14 protein-coding genes and 2 pseudogenes are annotated in these 19,554 nt (G+C 59.4%); 13 read left to right on the plus strand and 3 right to left on the minus strand.

Going from position 1 to position 19,554, the window contains the following annotated elements; all coding sequences use genetic code 11:
- The first annotated feature begins 5 nt into the window (after positions 1-5).
- From nifN to MAFF_RS24240, 6 genes and pseudogenes are all read left to right on the plus strand, one after another.
- Positions 6-1,388, plus strand: coding sequence for a nitrogenase iron-molybdenum cofactor biosynthesis protein NifN (gene nifN / locus MAFF_RS24215; RefSeq protein WP_010913612.1), 1,383 nt, complete (start codon positions 6-8; stop codon positions 1,386-1,388).
- Positions 1,354-1,851, plus strand: coding sequence for a nitrogen fixation protein NifX (gene nifX / locus MAFF_RS24220; RefSeq protein WP_010913613.1), 498 nt, complete (start codon positions 1,354-1,356; stop codon positions 1,849-1,851). Before nifN ends, nifX begins: the two co-directional genes overlap by 35 nt.
- A 16-nt stretch (positions 1,852-1,867) precedes the next feature.
- Positions 1,868-2,347: a NifX-associated nitrogen fixation protein gene (locus tag MAFF_RS24225; RefSeq protein WP_010913614.1), complete on the plus strand. Its 480-nt coding sequence runs from the start codon at positions 1,868-1,870 to the stop codon at positions 2,345-2,347.
- A 24-nt stretch (positions 2,348-2,371) separates the two neighbouring features.
- A complete protein-coding gene (locus tag MAFF_RS24230; RefSeq protein ID WP_027056524.1) occupies positions 2,372-3,157 on the plus strand; it encodes a response regulator transcription factor in 786 nt (261 codons plus the stop codon).
- A gap of 98 nt (positions 3,158-3,255) precedes the next feature.
- Positions 3,256-4,143: a universal stress protein gene (locus MAFF_RS24235; protein WP_010913616.1), complete on the plus strand. Its 888-nt coding sequence runs from the start codon at positions 3,256-3,258 to the stop codon at positions 4,141-4,143.
- A gap of 177 nt (positions 4,144-4,320) precedes the next feature.
- Positions 4,321-4,944 (plus strand): annotated as a pseudogene (locus MAFF_RS24240) (NAD(P)/FAD-dependent oxidoreductase); the annotation flags it as partial.
- A 1,040-nt stretch (positions 4,945-5,984) separates the two neighbouring features.
- Here the strand turns inward: MAFF_RS24240 and pyrE are convergent.
- Together pyrE and MAFF_RS24265 are read right to left on the minus strand one after the other, a co-directional pair.
- Complete coding sequence (gene pyrE, locus MAFF_RS24255) at positions 5,985-6,581, minus strand: orotate phosphoribosyltransferase (RefSeq protein ID WP_010913618.1); 597 nt, start codon at positions 6,579-6,581, stop codon at positions 5,985-5,987.
- A 1,069-nt stretch (positions 6,582-7,650) separates the two neighbouring features.
- Positions 7,651-8,394, minus strand: coding sequence for an acetoacetate decarboxylase (locus MAFF_RS24265; protein ID WP_010913619.1), 744 nt, complete (start codon positions 8,392-8,394; stop codon positions 7,651-7,653).
- Between the two features lie 1,209 nt (positions 8,395-9,603).
- Here MAFF_RS24265 and MAFF_RS39225 point away from each other — a divergent pair.
- Positions 9,604-10,446, plus strand: coding sequence for a radical SAM/SPASM domain-containing protein (locus MAFF_RS39225; protein ID WP_244420599.1), 843 nt, complete (start codon positions 9,604-9,606; stop codon positions 10,444-10,446).
- A gap of 89 nt (positions 10,447-10,535) precedes the next feature.
- On the opposite strand, the pseudogene MAFF_RS24275 reads toward MAFF_RS39225, so the two are convergent.
- Positions 10,536-11,263, minus strand: a pseudogene (locus tag MAFF_RS24275) (GDP-mannose 4,6-dehydratase); the annotation flags it as partial.
- A 655-nt stretch (positions 11,264-11,918) separates the two neighbouring features.
- On the opposite strand from MAFF_RS24275, the gene MAFF_RS24280 reads away from it, so the two are divergent.
- The 6 genes from MAFF_RS24280 to MAFF_RS24305 all read left to right on the plus strand — a co-directional run bounded on the left by MAFF_RS24280 (position 11,919) and on the right by MAFF_RS24305 (position 19,526).
- Complete coding sequence (locus MAFF_RS24280) at positions 11,919-13,223, plus strand: lysine N(6)-hydroxylase/L-ornithine N(5)-oxygenase family protein (protein WP_044551223.1); 1,305 nt, start codon at positions 11,919-11,921, stop codon at positions 13,221-13,223.
- Positions 13,224-13,988: 765 nt separating this feature from the next.
- Complete coding sequence (locus tag MAFF_RS24285; protein ID WP_010913624.1) at positions 13,989-14,768, plus strand: phytanoyl-CoA dioxygenase family protein; 780 nt, start codon at positions 13,989-13,991, stop codon at positions 14,766-14,768.
- A 320-nt stretch (positions 14,769-15,088) separates the two neighbouring features.
- Positions 15,089-17,089, plus strand: a complete 2,001-nt coding sequence (locus MAFF_RS24290; RefSeq protein WP_044551225.1) for a class I tRNA ligase family protein — start codon at positions 15,089-15,091, stop codon at positions 17,087-17,089.
- A 1,561-nt stretch (positions 17,090-18,650) separates the two neighbouring features.
- Positions 18,651-18,854, plus strand: coding sequence for a CCE_0567 family metalloprotein (locus MAFF_RS24295; protein ID WP_010913626.1), 204 nt, complete (start codon positions 18,651-18,653; stop codon positions 18,852-18,854).
- Positions 18,851-19,168 (plus strand): ferredoxin III, nif-specific, encoded by a 318-nt coding sequence (fdxB, locus tag MAFF_RS24300; RefSeq protein ID WP_010913627.1) that lies wholly within the window; start codon positions 18,851-18,853, stop codon positions 19,166-19,168. The genes MAFF_RS24295 and fdxB overlap by 4 nt, the downstream gene beginning before the upstream one ends.
- Before the next feature lie 37 nt (positions 19,169-19,205).
- Complete coding sequence (locus tag MAFF_RS24305; RefSeq protein WP_044549016.1) at positions 19,206-19,526, plus strand: exopolysaccharide production repressor protein; 321 nt, start codon at positions 19,206-19,208, stop codon at positions 19,524-19,526.
- The last annotated feature ends 28 nt before the right edge of the window (positions 19,527-19,554 follow it).

Here is a 19,554-nt window from a genome sequence, read left to right on the forward strand (position 1 = left end):
ATTCGATGGTCCGCATCCTTCGCAAAATCAAATCAGCGGCGGTCAACCCGCTGAAGTCGTCGCAGCCGCTGGGTGCCGCCTTCGCTTTTCTTGGAGTCGAGGGTGCGATGCCCCTGTTCCACGGCAGCCAAGGCTGCACCAGCTTCGCGCTCGTGCTCTTCGTGCGGCATTTCAAGGAAGCGATCCCCTTGCAGACAACGGCGATGGATGAGGTGGCAACCATACTCGGCGGAGCGGACCATCTGGAAGAGGCGATCCTCAACCTCAAAACCCGCACGAAGCCAAAGCTGATAGGAGTGTGCACTACCGCGCTGGTGGAGACCCGTGGCGAAGACTGCGCGAGTGATATCGCCAACGTCAAACTGAAGCACGTGGAAGAGCTCGCGGGTACGGAGGTCGTGCTGGCCAACACGCCTGATTTTGACGGCGCGATCGAAGAAGGCTGGGCCAAGGCCGTCGCGGCGATGATCGAAGGGATTACACGGTCGGGTGAACGGACGCGGCAGCCGAAGAAGATCGCGATCCTGCCCGGATGCAACCTCACTGTCGCTGACGTCGAGCATTTGCGTGACATGGTTGAAAGTTTTGGGCTCAAGCCGGTTATCCTGCCGGACGTCTCCGGCTCACTCGACGGCACTGTTCCTGACCGCTGGGTAACCACTACCTATGGCGGCACCAGCGTCGAGGAAATCCGCGAGCTTGGCACGGCCGCGCAATGCATCGTCATCGGCGAGCACATGCGCCACCCGGCGAAAACGCTGCACGGGTTGACCGGCGTGCCTTACGCGGTGTTCCAGTCGCTGACCGGATTAAAGGCCGTCGACCGGTTCGTCTCGCTGCTATCGGCGGTTTCGGGCGCGGCGGTGCCGGACCGGGTTCGCCGTCACCGGGCGCAATTGGAGGATGCATTGCTCGACGGACATTTCCATTTCGGAGGCAAGAAAATTGCGATCGCTGCTGAACCAGACCAACTCTATCAACTCGCAACCTTCTTCACCGGCATGGGCTGTGACATCGCGGCGGCGGTCACGACGACCGATATGTCGAAGATTCTGCAAAAAGTACCGGCGGAGTGGGTTCAGATCGGCGATCTCGGCGATTTGGAAGCTCTTGCAGCGGGCGCGGATCTTCTCGTAACACATTCCCACGGTCGCCAGGCGTCGCGACGCCTTGAAATTCCGCTCATGCGCGTCGGCTTCCCGATCTTCGACCGGCTCGGCAGCCAGCACAAGCTCACAATCCTCTATCGGGGGACCCGCGACCTGATCTTCGATGTTGCCAATATCTTTCAGGCCAACCAGCACGCGCCGACGCCTGAGGCGCTTGATCCATTCCGGAAACGAGAAATGCCAGATGAGCTCCGTTCGTCGCCTCTCACTCGTCACTGACGAGGTTCACGCACCGATGACGGACCGACGGGCAGGCGCATTGCGCGTAGCCATCGCCACGCAAGACATGACGAATCTCAATGCCCATTTCGGGTCGGCCAAGCGCTTTGCTGTCTACGACGTGACGCGCGAGGAGTGGCATCTCGTGGAAGCCGTGGCCTTCGATGACGTTTCCGATGAGAGCGGGAAGCGTCGGACCGAGGGCGATGACCGCGTCACGCCGAAGGTGGAGGCGCTGAAGGGCTGCCATCTGCTGTTTTGTCTGGCCATCGGCGGGCCTTCGGCAGCCAAGGTTATTTCGGCAAAAATCCATCCAATCAAGGTGCCGCAGCCACAAACCATCCAAGAGGTGCTGTTGCGCACGCAGATGATGCTGAGAACGTGTCCTCCGCCCTGGCTGCGCAAGGTGCTGGCCGAAGCTGGTGTCGCCGAAAAGAAACCCTCCTTCGAGGACGAGGACTAAAACGAGGAAGTGCAAAATGTTTGAAGTCGCGATCAGCCCTGCTGTCAACGATGACGAGGCCGCCCTTGCCAGCCCATTCGTCAAATGCCTCGTGCGGCTGATCCGTGCTCAGGATACCCACGGGTCATGGGACGGCACAGCGGATGCCGAGTTGCTGGCCGACTTCATCGTCAGCAAGGAACGGCGTCGTACGATCCCAATCATCGGCGATCCCGATCCGGACGTGCTGTGGAGGCTCGACAAGTTTTACACTGCCGTCGCCCTTGCGATCGAGGAGCGCTCCGGCCTGATGGCATCGCCGATGATCGAAATGAGCCATGAGGGGTTCGGGCGCGTGCTTTTCACCGCCGGGCGGCTGGTCGTTTTGTCCAAGACCGTGCGCGACGTCCATCGGTTCGGCTTCGAGACGTTCTGCAAACTCGCCGCGGCCGGTACGAAACTGGTCGACGATGCCATCGCAGCCATCGACGCCTATCCCGAGGTGGCACGGGCATGAAACCGATTTTCGAGCAAGAGGGTCATGTCAGGCCTTGAGGAGCCGCGATGGCCAGCCCACGCGGCCGACGCGGTCGAGGCCAATTTGGTTCTCGGGGTAGCGCTGATGAAGCCACGCGTCCTGATCTGTTCGCAAGATGCGGAGTTCTATCTGTTCCTCAGCCACATACTGGAGGTGGACGGGTTCGTCAGTGAGCCGGCAGGCGGTGCGAAGGAAGCACTTGCAATGGCCGACGATCGCGACTTCCAGGCCGTGGTGCTGGACTGCGGTTCAACGAGCCTTACCGGGTCCGCAATCTGCGCCCGGCTCAAGCGGGAGCCCCGAACCGGCGGCCTGCCCATCATTGCCCTGATCGCGCCCGGCGCCGAGAACCAGCACCTCGATCTGTTGAAGGCCGGCATTGACGAGAGCTTTGTGCGGCCTGTGGCGCCGGCCAAGCTGCTCGATTGTCTGCGGACGAGGCTGGCGCTGCCGAAGCCGGGTTCAAACGCGATTGAAAACAACAGCTGGCTTTCCTATGGCAGCCTTGAGATGAAGCTCGATGCCCACCGGGTTTGCGGCAATGGCCATGACATCCATCTCGGACCGATCGAGTTCAACGTGCTGCGGCATTTGCTCGAGGCGCCCGGCAAGGTCTTCAGTAGGGACGAGCTGATCGGCGGGGCCTGGCCGGCCAATATCCATGTCGGTGTACGCACAGTCGACGTCCACATCAGTCGGCTCAGAAGGGCTCTGGAGGCGGCCTCGACGGGTATCGTCATCCGTACCGTCAGGTCGGCCGGCTACTCGCTCGAGAAGCTGGACGGCTGAATTGAGTGCCGAGTGTGGTTCCACTCCCTTTCCTCGCGCTGTGAGCCGGTCTTGCGGCCTGAAACGCCCTCAACGGATACTCAGGAAGAAACAGGAAAATGGGCTTTAAAACGGTACTCTGTTTGACCGGCGCTGACCATTCCGATCAGGACGTCAGAACTGCTGCCGGCTTGTGTGCGGAAATCGGCGCACACCTTTCCGTACTGATTATACCCGCTCCGATGCTCCTTATGTCGCATCGGCGGATCGGAGATGGTGTCTCCGAGTGGCCGGCAGGACGTGGACAGGCAATTGCCAGATTGAACGATCGGTTTCGGCAAATCGATCGATTTACACAGGACGCGGTCAGACTGGAAAGACACTCCAGAGATATCCAGAAACTGCTGGAATCTATGTCGCTCGCCTATGACGTTGACACCGACTATTACGATCCGGCCAGCCTCGGTGAAGTGGCACGACAGCGGGCGCTCTGCGCCGACCTCACGATTGTCGGACCAGGGCTCCTCAACGACGAGAATCTCGGACCTCCTGTGGTCAACGGCTGCTTGTTCGATACGGGAAAGCCGGTGCTCGTTGTGCCGAAGGGGGCTGAGGCGACGCTGTGGCCACGGCGCGTCCTGGTCGGTTGGGATTCGCGAGTCGAGGCGTCCCGTGCGGTTCGAGAAGCGCTGGGCCTCCTATGCGTTGCTGAGGAAGTTCGTGTCGCCCTGGTCGATCCGAAGGCCAACTACAACGGGAACGGCGCGGAGCCTGGAGCCGACATCGCTGCCTATCTCACTCGGCACGGTGCTCGGGTGTCGGTTGACCTCCTGCCAAGTGCCGGCAAATCGGCGGCCACGGTCCTTGCGCAGCACGCAATCGACATTTCTGCGGACATGATCGTCATGGGCGCCTATGGCAGCCGTCGGCTGCGTGAGCGGCTCTTTGGCGGTGTGACCAGATGGATCTTTGAAAAGCCGACATTGCCGCTGTTTTTGGCTCGATGACGGTTCCGGACCCGCACCGATGCTGTTCAAAGCTCTACTGTGACGCCTGCATTCATACGTAGAGGGGGCTCCATCGAAATAATCGATCTTACGAAGAGTAACGAACATGAAAAGCATTGCTCGGGAGGCGACGCCCGCCGGAAATCTCTCCAGTCATGCGCAAGGCGGAGGTGGGACGGCCAGAGCGTGACCAGTGTCAGCCTCGACAATGGCGACAGGCTGGAAGTCGGCATCGTCGTCAACTCAGCCGGGCCGAATGCCGGCACGGTGGCTGCCATGGCGGGGCTGGTGTTGCCGGTCGAGCCGCGCAAGCGCAACGTCTTCGTCTTCGAGGCGCGCGACAAATATTCTGATATGCCGCTGCTGGTCGATCCGTCCGGCATCTATGTCCGGCCGGAAGGTTCGGTCTATCTCACTGGCGGCGCCGAACCGGAAGAAGGCGACGGCCCGGCCGACCCCACCGATTTCGAGGTCGACTGGCCGCTGTTCGAAGAGGTGATCTGGCCGGTGCTGGCGACCCGCATTCCCGCCTTCGAGGCGATCAAGCCGACACGCGCCTGGGCCGGCCATTACGACTACAACACGCTCGACCAGAACGCGGTGATCGGCCCGCATCCGCAGGTTAAGAATTTCTTCTTCGCCAATGGTTTTTCCGGCCACGGCCTGCAGCAGGCGCCGGCGGTCGGCAAGGCGCTGGCCGAGCTGATCGTGCACGGCGGCTACCGCACGGTGGACTGCTCGGCGTTTGGGTACAGCCGTGTCGCTGAAGGGCGGGCGTTCAGGGAATTGAATGTGATCTAACGCTGGCGGGACAGCCCCCTCTCTGGCCTGCCGGCCATCTCCCCCGCAAGGGGGGAGACCGGCAGCTTCCCTGGCGGCTCCAAACTTCTAGCCTTGGAGATTGGCGAAGGCAGCGATGACGGCCAATCTCCCCCCTTGCGGGCGCGGTCAGCGGGGTCCTTGCCTTTGGCGATGCATGTCGTGGCTGGACCGGGTGAGGTGAGTTCGGCCCGTCTACCCAGCCTCTGCGCCCGCCCCGAAGCCGCTCGCCCGCTCGGCGCTATGAGGGCGCGCTCGCGAGCGGCTTCGCTAAAGCTACGTTACAGCACGTGCAGGGACGCGACCCCAGTGAAGGCATACTCCAGCGTGGCTTCGCCAATTCCGTTCGTTGGCCCGCCTCAAGCCGGTCTTCCAACCGAAGGCCGAACGCGCCAATTCGCCAGCCAACTCCACCAACGATTGTCGAAATCCGCAACCCGGGGCGGTTCGCTCGAGCTCGCTTGCTTGAGAACGGCACAGACGGGATCGCGAGCATGATGCCGCGGAATGGGAACGCACCCATGCTTGGGTACGAGGGCCCCGAGCCAACGCGCATCGCGCCAATCGGCGTCGTCACGTTCGAGATTCATCACCGGCAGCTCGGCGCTTTTCGCTCGCATATGCGCCGGCACGCCGCTGGCGATCGATGACGCATTTGCCGACGAGCTGCTCGTTCCACGAAAAAGCAATAAGCGCGAGATCAATGGGCAACCTCGTCGGGACCGAAAAGAGCGCTAAACCGGGTTGCTAGATCAATCCAGGGTACCGCGTCGCCGCTCTCTGAAGCTATTCGAACGACCGCCGCCAGATAATCGGTAAAAGCCTTCAGTCTTATGGCGCCTTGCTCTGAGAGGTAGTCAATGGCGTCAAGCCGCTGGTGAACGGCAGCGAGCATATGTTGCACCAAAAGCAGGGAGGATGGGCAGGGGCAATCGCTCTTACTCGCGAGGCGCCTGCACTCACTGCAAAGCGGCGGAATGTCCTCTAAGGCTAGGTCGCCGGAAAGACGTTGTATGAGATTGTCAGTGGCGTTCCACAAATTCGCTCGCATGCAGTACGGAGTGCAGCGTGACGCCATGTTGGGCTAGCAGCGCCGTAGCTCCCTCGTCACGGTCCACGAGGCAAGCAGCGTCACCCACAATGCCGCCGACGCGGCGAACCTCTTCAATCGCCTTCAATATCGACTTGCCGCTTGTGGCAACGTCGTCAACGATCAGGACCACTTTTCCCTCGAGATCTTCTTTAGGCCCAAGTCCTTCAATCACGTCCCTTGTGCCATGGGCCTTTGGAACTTTGCGAACGAAGATCGTGTTTATGGGTTTGTTCATCATCGAGCTGACAGCCGCCATCGATCCGATTACGGGGACCGCTCCCATTTCAAGACCGCCGACGTACTCTGCTTTCACTTGCTCAACTATTTTTAGGAATTCAAGAGCGGCAAGTTGCGCGCCTCGCGCCACCATCATGGTAGGCTTCATATTGAAATAGATGTCGCTCTCTATGCCCGACGAGAGCGTGTAGCGTCCGAATCGAAAAGAGCGCTCACGGACAATCTCGCGGAGTTCGTCCTTGTCGTGTTGGCCGGAATCAACTGGTCTGAATTTCGCCAGTGCCGCCATAGATCAGACCTCGCCCGTAGGGAAAAAATTGGCTGCGGCATGCACCTAGTCACTACCGCTATGTGGCTTATGCAAGTGTTCGCGGGGTGTGTCAATTAATGTCAATACCGGTGCGACCGTTTCGCGCAGATTTTTCCATTATCGTTATTGGGTGCCTAAGCGTGATCACGGGCTTCGCTACGGCTGGGTAGCCTTGGCTCCTGGCCCTTGCCCAATCTCGGCTAGGCACGGGTTTTTTCGACGCGGGCCGTCTCTTTGAGGATTTGGGCGTTTCATCCTCGTCCCCTCGAGTTCCGCCACGCTCGGCCCCGTTTGCGCCAGCTTCTTAACCAGGTTGCGCATGAGGTGAGCGTTTCGGCCGCCATGTCGGCCCCGTGTCACTCTTGTGGTACGAGTGGGCAAGGCCGCGCTTTTCGTGCAACCTCCTCGTAAAGGCGAGGTAAAGGTCGAGTCGCCGAGAATTTCGTTCATCAGCACGCGGCGCAACATTCGGCTCGCTTCGTCTGACCGACGGTAAAAGCCAGCAGCAAAGTCCAAGGTAGGCCGTAGTCCACCTCCCCTGCAGGCCGAGTCTCGACGCGATATCGGCGACAGGGCGAGCGTCTGCCTCTGAGGCAGACGCCGAACAGCAGACCAAGCCTTACACTGATTTTGGTGGCCTTGAGTTCGCCGACACCGTGACATGGAGCCTATCACGGGCGGGAAGTGCCTGGTGGCAGAACTCGACAAGCGGCGCTAAGTTCTGGACGCCGGCGTTGCTGACCAGGACATCGAGGCGCCCGAAGGTTTCGATCGCCTGCATCAGCTGCTTTCCACCTGCCCCTCTCGCTGGCAACCATTTTCTGTCAACCGATCGATCCCGGACGCCGTTGTTGGACTTCGCTGTGATCAAGATCCGCGGACCACTCTTGCTCCCTCGCGGGCGAACCGCGCTATCCTTGCCGACCCCGCTCGCGGCTTCGGTGATCAGCGCCACCTTGTCGAGAAGCCGGCCACCGGCTCCCCATCGCGTTGGTTCAATGAGATATCACTGTAAAAGTTCATGGTTTCTTCCTTTCCGATGGCGAGGCTAGGCTTTCGCGAGATAGTCGTGGACGACCTTCCCGAGCGCGAGCGTGAGATCTGCGACGAGGTGTACTGCCGAGACTACTTCCAGCACCGGCAGTTCGGCGACGGGGGCAAGCGCATGCGACCAGAGGTTCAGGGCTGCCGGGCCGGTCCAGGCGCCCCTCAAATGGACGTCCTCTAGATGATATTCCACGAGCTCACAGATGCGCGGCGTGCCGTCGACATGCGGGATAATTTTGAGGAGGAAATTCGGTTCAGCGAGCGAGGCCCTCACGCTCGCGAGGTCGGCGGCTCGGTGCTTGTAGCCCATGGTACCCGTCGCGACGCGGACCGGCCCGTAGTCCAGCGTGCCAACAAGGGTATCCGTCTCCGTTCGGAGCGTTGGGCTAGCGAGCTTCTTGGGAAAGCCCCACAACTCGCGTCCGCCCGCTATCGGCGGATGGTCGTCGAGAAACATGCAGTGGGTATAGCTCCCCCTGCGGCCATAGAAGGAGACAGGGATGACCTGTCCGCCTTCCGTGTAGTCGCCGAAGCCCGTCGAGTCCGGCATGCGAATGAACTCGAACTTGACCATAGGCTCGCACACCTGAAGCGGCTCCGGCACAAGGTCGCGCAGTTTCTGCGGATCGGTGCGATATGTGATGATCAGATACTCCCGGTTGCGGAAGCGATATGGGCCGGCCGGGTAGGCCGGGCTGATCAGGGGCATGGCGAAAGCTTTCCCACGGACGGTATCTTGGTGCATGTTCGAAATTCCTTTGTGCTGGATCAGGTGGGGCTTAGATCGGTCTGCATGATGGCGGCGAGGCTCTCCGAAGTGCTGTCGCAGCCTCGTAAGGGATGCATGGCGTAATCGCGCGTAGCCATTTGCGCTGGGCAATTGCCTTGGGGCGCGAGGCGATGGTCGCGGACGCGGTTCCATGGTTCCGGTTGTGATCGAGAGGCAAGATTCGAGGTAAAGTGATTTTGTTCCTCATTTGAAGGCGCTGCTTCCCGTCTGCCCTCGTGGTAGGAGGAGGTGGAGTGGCGGCCAGGTCCGATTTCTCCTCGACGGGGTTTGCGGATCGACGCGCATGCGCCATGCCAAATGAGAAATCGTTGGTGCCCGCAGGACAGACGGCCTCGGCGAGCCAGTCGAGAGAGAAGGTCTTCGCCTCACGCGGATCAGATACGAATTCCCGAGCACTGCGGTGATGTAGCAGGAAGGGCTGCGACGCCACCAAACCTCTGTCGCGAAAATATGGAGGTGACGCGGTATCCGCCGTCTAACCAGACAGCATACGCAGCATCCGGCAACACGCACTCGACAGCCTGGCCCATCGCCGGCTTCAGGAGAAAAGATCAGCTATGAGCCGGCAGGCAGTCGCTGCACGCGGCGGTCAGGTCGTGTAGATCTTCCGCGCACACAGCCGGCGCCGAAATGATGCTAGATGATGAGCCGACGCCAACATTACCGCAGGGGAGACAGCCAAGTCTGTCCTCAAGCGTCTGAAATGCATGTCCAAAAGCTGACAGCGACAAAAAACATGTCTGGTCCAAAACAACCGGCCGCCTTGGGCGTGAGGTTTCTCGAAGCCTACTCGTGCAGTTGCTGCGGCTAAGCGCGCTGGCACGGCCTTTGCTGGAGATGCGGCAATGTTGAGTGGGGGCTGACCGCATAAGAACGGGAGACGATTGATTTTCTGCTGCGCCATCTCGGCGGCGCGCCCGCTCAACGGTCACGGCTACACCTTGGCAATGGCTGACGCGCGACTTTGCGGTTGCGCCGCCCTGCCGCGCCGATGCGCCCAAAGTTCGTTGATAGTCCGCTCGGCCGATTGAGGAAACCGGCTGTTGACTGCTGCAAGGCGGAGATGGCTGGGCTCATTCGGACTGTCTTGACCGTCGGTGTCATGAAGCCAAAGACACCATACTGGACGTTATGCATGACCAAGACGAGTGGGAGTCACAACGAATGATTTTACCGGAACTGCGCTCTGCTATCCCAGCCGGCAGAGTTTTGGAGATAACGACGACCACAGGGTGCATCGTGGGATGTTCATATTGTCCGCAGGACAAGTTCGCTGACCGGCAAAGAAAGGTATCTGATACGAAGCATCTTAGTCTTGGAGATTTCAAGCGCTGTCTGGCGCGCGTACCAGCCTCCGTCGACATTAGTTTTGCCGGGTATTCTGAGCCATGGCTCAATCCGGATTGCACCGAAATGGTCGAGCACGCTTCCGCCAAAGGCCACGGCATCAGGATTTTCACGACGCTTGTGGGAATGAAGGGGCAGGATCTACAACGCTTGCAGGCGCTGCGGTTGGGGGTATTCGTGGTTCATGTTTTTGATGATGGCGCCCACATGAATAGCCGCCTTGTCGGAGCCAAGTATCGCGATTTGGTTGGTCAACTCGTCGACGCCGACATCCCTTCGATCCGATTCGTGGTTTTGGGTGAGCCCCATCCCGATATCGCCGACATTATCCCTGCCCAAGCCCTAGTTCGCGCGCGACCGGTGAGCAGCAGGGGTGGAAGCGTAGACCCTAAGATTGTAGAACCACGGCAGCCAGTCGTCGGAGCGCTGATATGCGTGGACGAACGGCAGTATCGGAATGTACTCCTTCCAAACGGCGAGGTCACTCTCTGCTCCATGGATTTTGAGCGGCGTCACGTATTGGGCAACCTTCTATGCGACGAATATGGCGATCTCTTTAAAAGCCCAGTTTTTTGCGAAATCGTCGATCGCATGAATGGAGCGGCTGGTTTTCTGCTTTGCAGGATGTGTGAATTTGCCGATCCAAACGATAGGAACTGATTGATGCCGGCTGACCGCGCCGGGCCTGAAATGCCGACGGCCCTGAAACGGCAAGATACACATGCCCGCGAAGTCATCGTGTTTTCACGTCACGCTAACACGATCCCGTAGGCGCGGCAGTCGGCCTCGACCATTTTCGAGATGAGCTCATCGAAAGTGGTCCTTGGCTTCCAACCGAGTTTGGTCGGCTGCCTTGGAGGCATCGCCGATCAGCAGGTCAACCTCAATTGGCCCGACACAGCGTTTGTCGATCCGGATCAGCGCTTGATTACTCATGCGTTCACGGCCCACCTCGTCAACGCCTTCGCCCTCCCAGACGATCTCCTTTTCGACTCGCCTGAAGGCAGCCCCGACAAAGGTGCGGACCGTGTGTGTCTCGCCGGTTGCCAGCACGAAATCGTCAGGTTGATGCTGCAAGATGCGCCACATGCCCTCGACATAGGCGCGCGCCGAGCCCCAGTCGCGCTTTGCTTCCAGGTTTCCGAGATAGAGACAGTCCTGTTTGCCGGTCCATGATCGAGCCACCGCACGCGTCACCTTGCGCGTGATGAAAGTTTCGCCGCGCGTAGGCCCTTCGTGATTGAACAGGATGCCGTTGCTTGCATAGAGCCCGTATACCTCGCGGTAGTTCATGGTGGTCCAGTAGGCGTAGAGCTTCGCCACCGCATAGGTCGAGCGTGGATAAAACGGAGTGCTCTCCTGCTGCGGGAATTTCGTCGGGCTGCGTTTCTTGCCGGAGACGTATCAGGTTTGCCGCATCCGTCGTGTCGCCGTAATGCAGGACCATGTCGGGATAGTCCTCATGAGGACCTTGATAACGGAAATTCCTTTTCAGGGATCGACACTCGGCGCCGAGGCCATTCCTCGATGACGTCCGTGTGGAAAGTGTCAAGAGCGCCTAAAACGCTATGAAGTCGAAAGTACGATTACGTGCAAAATCGGCGCCTGTGCAAGGTTTCGGCCTCAATGTCGGATACTCGACAGGATTGCAAACCTGCCTTCCGTTGCTTTTGCTGATGTTTTGCTGTGGCACGTTCGATGCAGGTGACCTCCCGAAAGCAGCAGCGGATGTCTTCTATGATCAAACCCACGGAAAAATGCTGTCGCCGTACTCATGACCGCGCCCTCCCTAGTCGCCAAGCAGGCCGAAGGTCGGCTGGTCACGGTCGACGCGGGCAACTAAGCCCAATTGCAATGAGGGATAGGCAGCGAGAGCATGTCACTGACCACGCGGGGGTCATCGAGGCGGGATTCTCGATGCCAGCCACGCGCAACACATCACCGGCATGAGTGCCGATCTCATCAGGGAGCCGGCATCCGCGGGCGTCACACCCGATACTACGAACGCGCGGACAAGCTGCCACAAGTCCGGCGGTGTCGACGATGCCTGCGGGGAGGGCAAGCCCAACGGCCATGGCCGACATTCGCTGCGCACAGCGTCTGTTTGGGAAAGGTCAGTAGGAGCAAGACAACTGGATCTCTCTTGCATTGGGATCGGTGCTGGCCCGTCCAATTTGAGCCTTGCGTGTCAGATACACGAGCAAATCGGGCACGGGGCACTATTCTTGGATCGGCAAGTCGACTTCCGCTGGCATCCAGGCAGCGCATTCGAGTCCTCAGAACTCCAGGTCAGCCACATCAAGGATCTGGTCACGCTGGTGAATCCGCAGTCAGCCTACACTTTCATAAACTACCTGCACGAGAACGGGCGTCTGTATCACTTCCTGAATGCACAGTTCGATGCTGTGCTCAGGGCTGAGTTCGAGCAATACCTGAACTGGGCGTTCCGCAGAAACCCACTTGTGCGCGGCGGCGAGACCGTGCGCGAAATACGCTATGATGGCGAGTTTCGGGTGCGGACGGACGACGCGGTGCTTAGTGCCAGAGACCTGGTGGTCGGCATCGGCAAGCAAGCATGGATTCCACCTCAATTTCAGGGCTGGATCGGACGCAACCTGTTCCATTCATCCGATTTGCTGCACATCCATCCTGAGGTGCGGCAAAAACATGTTTGCGTCGTTGGTGGAGGCCAGTCGGGAGCCGAGGTATTGTTGCATTTGGTCGGTGGGCCAAGAGAACGGCGGCCTGCCTCGATCACCTGGGTCTCGCAGCGCGAAAACTACCTGCCCCTCGACAACAGCCCGTTCACAAACGAGTTGTTCATGCCTTGTTTTTCGGATCGTTTCGCGGCAATGAGCGAGCCGCAGCGCAAGCTGTTCCTGCGGCGTTTCGTGCTCGCCTCGGATGGTATTTCGGATCGCACTTTGCGCGCCGTCTACCAGGCGCTATATCGCCACGAATTTCTTGAGCCAGACCTATGTGACATCGCACTTCGGCCGGGTTGCAACGTTTCGCGCTGCATCAACGCCGGCGCGGGTCACAACTTGACGCTGCAGCGCGGCTTGGGCGACGTCGAAGAAGTCACGGCCGACATCGTCATCCTGGCCACCGGTTACGAGAACGCCGTGCCAAGCTTTTTGGAACCGATGGCGGATCGGCTGCAACAGACCGACAATGAGTTGGTCATCAACGCGGATTTTTCGGTGTGCTGGGACGGACCGCGTGACAGACGCATCTTCGTACAGAACGCCAATCCCGGGCAGCGCGGGCTGGCCGATCCGAACCTAAGCCTGCTGGCCTGGCGAGCTCGCCGCATTCTTGACAGCCTTCTACAGCGCGCGCCGTGCGCGAACCCTGAGCATCCTGGCTTTATCAGCCGTACCACCGTCGAGAGCTGGCCCGACCCGGTAGCCGAAGAAATGGGCAGCGGGATATGACTCAGCGACTACTGATCATCGGCGGTGGCATCCAAGGAATGATGTCCGCCTCCGCTGCGGCGCAGTCCGGAGCCCGCTCCGAACTCATCGTGACTGAACATGCCCTTGGACCTATGGGCGCATCGCTTAATTCTGCGGGCGAGAATTTGCCCCACGGTCGTCGAAACCGTACAAGGTCGCTCACTCGAAAGTGCCCAGTGGCCCTAGCGGCCATGGCTGCGTCGGCCGTTAGCGGAGGCCTCCCGCCCGTAGCGATGCGTGTGGTGGCTGGACCGGGTGAGGTAAGTGATCGGGACCAGCTTAGGGAACCCGAGGACCCGGCTTGGCCTCGGATGGGTCAGTCTAGCGCCGAACTTGTGCGGACAATACTCGTTTTTGGAGCATCGATGGACCCGATGCCAGCGACGTGCCTCCCTGATCGCCCGACCGGAACGGGAACTTGTCGCAAAAATTTTCGCGGCGCACGACTTGCGTTGCGTCAGGCTGCACGAAAGGTCGTCTTATCGGGCAGTCGTACCATCAACAGCATGCTCGGCCGTGACTACCATGCAGACGTACCGGATCGATAGATCTTTACGGGCCTGGGCGATCTCTCCATTGAGGAGGGACAACAAAGCCTTGCAATCCACCCGGAGCGGAACGCACTTTGCGTCGCCGTCTGCATGCCGTGGAGTATCGTCTCCGTGGGCCCACACCCTGACGGCGCCCGACTGCCTCTAACCGGAATGTTTGACCAACCACTCTTTCCAACAGGAGGCTTTTCGCATGTTGACCGATGCACAAAGAGAAAAGTGGAAGAAAGACGGATACGTCAGGCTCGAGAGGTTCTTCGATCCCGCGACTCTGGAAGGTATTTCCAGATCTGTTGAAGACATATCACGCTGGGATGTCAGCGACGATAAATGGCTCATGTGGTTCGAGAAAACGACGGACAATCGGAAGATCATCTCCAAGGTCGAGAATTTTCTGGACTTCCATGACCCATTGCGTCTGCTCCTCCTAGAAGATCAGCGCATAAACTCTGCGGTCGAGGATTTGCTTGGCGAAGATTCGCGCAGACTCAAGGAGTTGCTGATCTTCCACTATCCCGATAGCGGCGGTTATCGCCCGCATCAGGACATTTATCACATTCCACACAGGCTGCCCGACCGGATGGTCCATGCGATCGTTGCCATAGGCATTGACGATTCCGACCCGGACAATGGTGGCCTTTTCTTCAGCCCCGGCAACCACAAGAAGGGGGTATTTCCCATGGATGCCGGCGGGGTGATTGATCCTGAGGTCGCCGAAACATTCTCCTGGGAACCCGTAGTATGGAAGGCTGGCGACATCTTCATCTTCGACGATTATGCACCGCATTACTCGAAGCCGAATAAAAGCAATCGTTCGCGGCGGACGCTCTACTTGGTGTTCCAGCGTGCTTCAACCGGTGGACCGACCCGCGCTGAATATAACGTGCTTAAGCGCGCCCTTAATCCGCCAGAGGGCAAAGTGGCTGATCTCGACAACCTCAAGCCCCCAAACGGCATTTTCTATCGCGATTGAGCTCACGGAACCAGGCGAGGCTTGCACACGAAACTGATCGGCCGCCAAAAAAATGCGCGGAGAGCATGGTTTTGATTGCCGGCTACTGGAGCATCGCCTGCAGTCCGTCACGACGCTTCGGTATGTCGATGTGAAGGTGTCGCCGGGCGCTCTTCTGTGACGCCTAAAGCCCTCCTGGCGCCCGTAGTTTCGCCCGCCTGGGGCCCAGAGCCGGACTATTCTGACGGGGGGCCAACGTGTCGGGCTGCCTTCGCAACTTGCAGCAGATGCTGTTGCGTCGGCAGCCGAAGAGACCACTGTTTCGACAGCTGAGGTTCGTCATGCGGAAATCCAGGTTTTCTCGAACGCAGCTGTCGCGGGTGTTCGGTATCGACATGGCTGCGCTTGGGACGGGAAGCGCGGGCACCGGGTTTTCATTTGGCAAGGTGGCACCAGGCGTCACATCCGAGCCCCATCGGCACGACGAAATCGAGGCCTTCGTGGTCCTGTCTGGAGCGGGCAAGGTCAGGACCGACCTTGGGGAAATCTCGGTCGCAGCCGGCGATGTCGTTCTGTTCCATCCTTTTGAAGCGCATGTGCTGCACAACGATGGGCTCGAAAACCTAAACTTCGTCGATGTCTACTGGTGCGACGGCAAGGCGGCCCTCGAAGCTGCTGCACAGGTCGCGATTCCCCGCGGGCCGATCTTCGTCTTCTCCACGCCGCCGACGCCTAATGGCGATCTGCATCTGGGGCATCTTTCTGGCCCTTATCTTGGCGCCGACGTCTACACGCGTTTCCTGCGCATGAAAGGGGTCGAAGCCTATCACCTGACTGGAAGCGACGATTACCAGAGCTACGTCGCCACGCGTGCCGATGCCGAGCAATCGACGCCCGGAAAGGTGGCGCGCCACTACGCCGACGAGATTCGAGCCACGCTTGCGCTTCTCGACTGTGAGGTCCACAGCTTCCTCCCCACCTTGGGCGATAGCGCTTATGCAGAGTTTCAAGCCGCGTGTTTCCGCAGTCTTCTGAGCAGCACGGCGGTAGATCTGCGCCAGAGCCCTGCGCTTTTCGATGCTGTGACAGGCGACTACCTTTACGAACCGGATGTAAGTGGCCTCTGCCCCGATTGCGGCGGCTCCGCTGGTGGCAACATCTGCGAGGAATGCGGCGCGCCGAACCTATGCCACGACCTAGATGCAGTCCGGTCGCGGCACTCGGCTGAGGCGCCGGTGGTAGGCTTCATGCGCCGCCCCGAACTTGCGCTGGAACGGTGCTACGTCAATATCGACCGGCATTTAAGGGCTTCGGGCGCCCCCGTTCGGATCATGGACCTCTTCGCGCGTCTACGCCAACGTGGCGACTTTTCCGTGCCCATCATCCACCCGTCGGACTGGGGGCTACCGGCCGAGGGGTTCCCGGGGCAGGTGACCTGGGTCTGGCCAGAGATGGCGTTTGGCTTTCTTTACAACATCCAGACGCTAGCTACATCGCTCGGTCGACACTGGAATGCGGCCCTGCCCAGCAAGGACTGGCAAATTGTCCATTTCTTCGGCTTCGATAATTCCTTCTACCACGCTCTGCTTTATCCGGCGCTTTATGCTGAGGTCTTCTCCCACTGGACGCCGCGCATCCGGTATCATGTGAACGAGTTCTACCTGCTCGACGGTCAGAAGTTCTCGACAAGCCGCAGCCATGCGGTCTGGGGCAAAGAGGTTCTGGGCCAAAAGACAGTCGATGTCGTCCGTCTTCATTTGGGCCTGACACGCCCGGAAGGTGAGCGGACGAACTTCACGCTGGACGCGCTACGCCGCACGGAGAACGAGGTGTTCCAAGGAATCTGGCTGAATTGGCTTGATGCGCTGCACGGGGAAATCAAACAGGACTTTGGCGGCTGTGTGCCCGACGCAGGCGACTGGGCTCCCGCCGATCGCGCTTTCTTTGGTCGGATAGAGATCCATCGCGCGGCGATGGAACGCGCCTATTCGGACGATGGCTTCTCCGTCCGCCGCGCGGCCGCGCAGGCCTGCGATTTCGTCAGCGATTGCGTAGTCTACCGACGGGCGCAAGACTATGAGGCGGCGCGACGTCTCTATCCCGCCCGCACCCGCACGTCGCTCGCCCTTCAGACGACGGCCGCTGCAATCCTGGCACAGACACTCGCGCCGCTGATGCCCCGATTTGCCAGCACGCTGGCGCGAGGTATCGATGGCGTCTCGACCGAAACATGGCCCACGTCCGTCCGGCGCCTTGCGCCAGGAACAACCTTTGATCTCGGACCCGTGCTGGGCTTCTACGCCAGAGCAGACATTCCTGCTCTCAATGAAGAGGAGGCATAATAGCCCATCGTAGTTTCGACCAGATTTGGGCCGCAATCAAAGCCGATGATGCCGAAGCTTTACTCGCGGCCACTGGCTGCCGAAGGCCACTCCCAGACCATAGACACAAACACTGGCCGGCCTTAACCAACAAATCGTCGAGACGCTGGCCCGCGCCTTGGAGGATCGCTCGGTTGACAGGCGCTTGCCATTCGTGCGGCAAATGCCGAGCGGGCTGCACTGCGCTGACCAACTTTCTCGGAATCGCGGAATTTCCGACCTATAGCCAGCCGGTCAAGAAGGTCATGCGGTTCGGGACGCTGGGTCGGCCTAGCTGTGCGCGCCCGCGCATCGCCGGCGGCGAATGATGCTAGATGAGCCGACGCCAACATTACCGCAGGGCAGACAGCCAAGCCGTTCTCGCCCTCAAGCGTCTGACGCATGATGCGTGTCCAAAAGCTGACAGCAGCAGAAAACATGTCGGGTTCAAAACAACCGGCCGTCTTGGGCTTGTAAGGTTTCGAGGCAGAATCATGCATTTACTGCGGGCAAAGCGCTGGCATGACGTTTGCTGGTTGAGATCGGCAATACTGAGTGAGGGCTGATCGCATGAGAACACGCAAGACTTTGAGGGTCTCCTAACCGGTGTGTTCCGTTCTGAGAGAAGAACCAGCTCGCGCATAAACGTCAGGAAAGGTGTGGGAATGGAGAACAACATGTTGCGTAGAGAGTCCCCGGCTCCTCTGATCAAAGTGGACGACTGGCTGCGTGGCTAACCTCTCACGAACTTTCAGCTCGGCAAGGTGTCGGGATGACAAGTGGAATGGAACCCTGATCAATTCGCCCATTTTCTGCGGCGCGCCCGCAGTAACTGTGTTCATGGAGCACAGGGTCGACGGTTTGCTCCAGGTCAGGGCTCGGACCTTAGACTTCCAACCGAATAGCCGCGGCGGCGATATTCGACGCGAATTTGGCCCGTCGTTGAAGATGTCACAGTCCAGGACCTGTTCAAGGTCGGCCACAGGGGCAGCATTTACGTGGAATCGGCCTGGCGAGGCCGGACGTCGGCTGCGTAAGCGAGCCCGAAGTCAGCGTAACCGAAAGCAGAAATCCTCCGTCGAGGACGAGACCTGAAATTGAGGAAACGAAATGTCTCACGCAGCGCTTGGCCCTGCCGTCAACAAGGATGGCGAGGCCCTTGCCCGCCCGTTCGTCAAATGCCTCCTGCGGCTGATCCGTGCTCAGGATTCTCACGGCTCATGCCAACGGAAATCGGACACCGGGCTGCTGGCCGATTTCATTATCATCGAGGAACTGCGCCGGAATATCCACTCATTGGCAATCGGGATCCGGACGTGCTGTGGAGGCTCGACATGTCGGAGCTGGCGATCGAGGAGCGCTCAGGCGTGATGACATTGTCAACAACAGAAATCAAACGTCTGTCGAGACGTCTACCGGTCCGGCTTCGAGACTCTCCGGAAACTCACGGATACCGGCGCGAAACTGGTCGGCGATGTGACTGCAGCTATTGCCTATCCCGACGTGGCGCGGGCGTGAAGAAACCCATTTTCGAGGAAGGATCATGTCAAACCTGGATGAGATGGCGAAGAAAGTCCGAAAGCTTCAACTGCGCGCGGCAATTGCCAAGACGAACTTGCGCGATCTTGCCGAGGGTCTCCCGGTCAAATGGATTGAGATAGAGGAAGTCGCCGAGAAAACGCATGCCGCTTATGCCGAGTTGGATGGTGCCAGGAGAGAGCTTGCCAAAATGAAGACTTTGCGATGAGGAGCAAATTCATCAGCCGCGACGGCTCCATATGGGTGCCGGAATATCTGATCGCTATAGATGGCAAGATCTGCATCGGCTGCGGCCGCTGTTTCAAAGTCTGCTCGCGCGAGGTCATGCATCTTTACGGCGTCGATGACGCGGGTGAGATCCTCGGCGCCTGCGACGGCGGTGACGACGATTTCGATGGTGAGCTCAATCGCATGATCATGGTTGTCGACCATGCCGGCCGCTGCATTGGCTGCGGAGCCTGCGGCCGCGTCTGCCCAAAGAACTGCCAGTCCCATCTCGCGGCCGACCAGATCGCAGCATGAGCTGCATGATTTGACGAGACAAAATCAGGAGAACGGCATGCGCTTCATCATCTTTTGTCGGCTCCTCGGGCTGGTCATGTGCGGCAATGCTGTGGCGGTTTACTTCGCCTCGCATTCGTTCCGTCTAGCAGTCGTCACGACGCTGGGCTGTTCGCTACTTCTTCAGCTGGGCTATTTCGCAAGTTTGCTCTTTCTGATTTGGCGATCCAGCTGCGCTGGCAAAGCCGGGCAAGAAGCTGAGCTTGTCGATAGGTCCCAGGAAGTTCGGTACCAGTCGAGCGACGATGAGCATTGGAATGAAACTCAAGATGTGCCCCAGCGCAATCAAACGCTCGGCATATCGCTGCTCCTCCCTTGAGGCGCCGTAACAAGATCAGAGCGCAGAT

The sequence above is a fragment of the Mesorhizobium japonicum MAFF 303099 genome, assembly GCF_000009625.1.
GTDB lineage: Bacteria > Pseudomonadota > Alphaproteobacteria > Rhizobiales > Rhizobiaceae > Mesorhizobium > Mesorhizobium japonicum.

Excerpts from the sequence above, each read along its gene's own strand:
- MAFF_RS24295 (WP_010913626.1), top strand. The coding sequence starts at position 18,651 with ATGTCAAACCTGGATGAGATGGCGAAGAAAGTCCGAAAGCTTCAACTG.
- MAFF_RS39225 (WP_244420599.1), top strand. The coding sequence starts at position 9,604 with ATGATTTTACCGGAACTGCGCTCTGCTATCCCAGCCGGCAGAGTTTTG.
- pyrE (WP_010913618.1), bottom strand. The coding sequence starts at position 6,581 with ATGGCGGCACTGGCGAAATTCAGACCAGTTGATTCCGGCCAACACGAC.
- nifX (WP_010913613.1), top strand. The coding sequence starts at position 1,354 with ATGAGCTCCGTTCGTCGCCTCTCACTCGTCACTGACGAGGTTCACGCA.
- MAFF_RS24290 (WP_044551225.1), top strand. The coding sequence starts at position 15,089 with ATGCGGAAATCCAGGTTTTCTCGAACGCAGCTGTCGCGGGTGTTCGGT.
- MAFF_RS24265 (WP_010913619.1), bottom strand. The coding sequence starts at position 8,394 with ATGCACCAAGATACCGTCCGTGGGAAAGCTTTCGCCATGCCCCTGATC.
- MAFF_RS24235 (WP_010913616.1), top strand. The coding sequence starts at position 3,256 with ATGGGCTTTAAAACGGTACTCTGTTTGACCGGCGCTGACCATTCCGAT.
- MAFF_RS24225 (WP_010913614.1), top strand. The coding sequence starts at position 1,868 with ATGTTTGAAGTCGCGATCAGCCCTGCTGTCAACGATGACGAGGCCGCC.
- fdxB (WP_010913627.1), top strand. The coding sequence starts at position 18,851 with ATGAGGAGCAAATTCATCAGCCGCGACGGCTCCATATGGGTGCCGGAA.
- MAFF_RS24230 (WP_027056524.1), top strand. The coding sequence starts at position 2,372 with ATGTCAGGCCTTGAGGAGCCGCGATGGCCAGCCCACGCGGCCGACGCG.
- nifN (WP_010913612.1), top strand. The coding sequence starts at position 6 with ATGGTCCGCATCCTTCGCAAAATCAAATCAGCGGCGGTCAACCCGCTG.
- MAFF_RS24305 (WP_044549016.1), top strand. The coding sequence starts at position 19,206 with ATGCGCTTCATCATCTTTTGTCGGCTCCTCGGGCTGGTCATGTGCGGC.
- MAFF_RS24285 (WP_010913624.1), top strand. The coding sequence starts at position 13,989 with ATGTTGACCGATGCACAAAGAGAAAAGTGGAAGAAAGACGGATACGTC.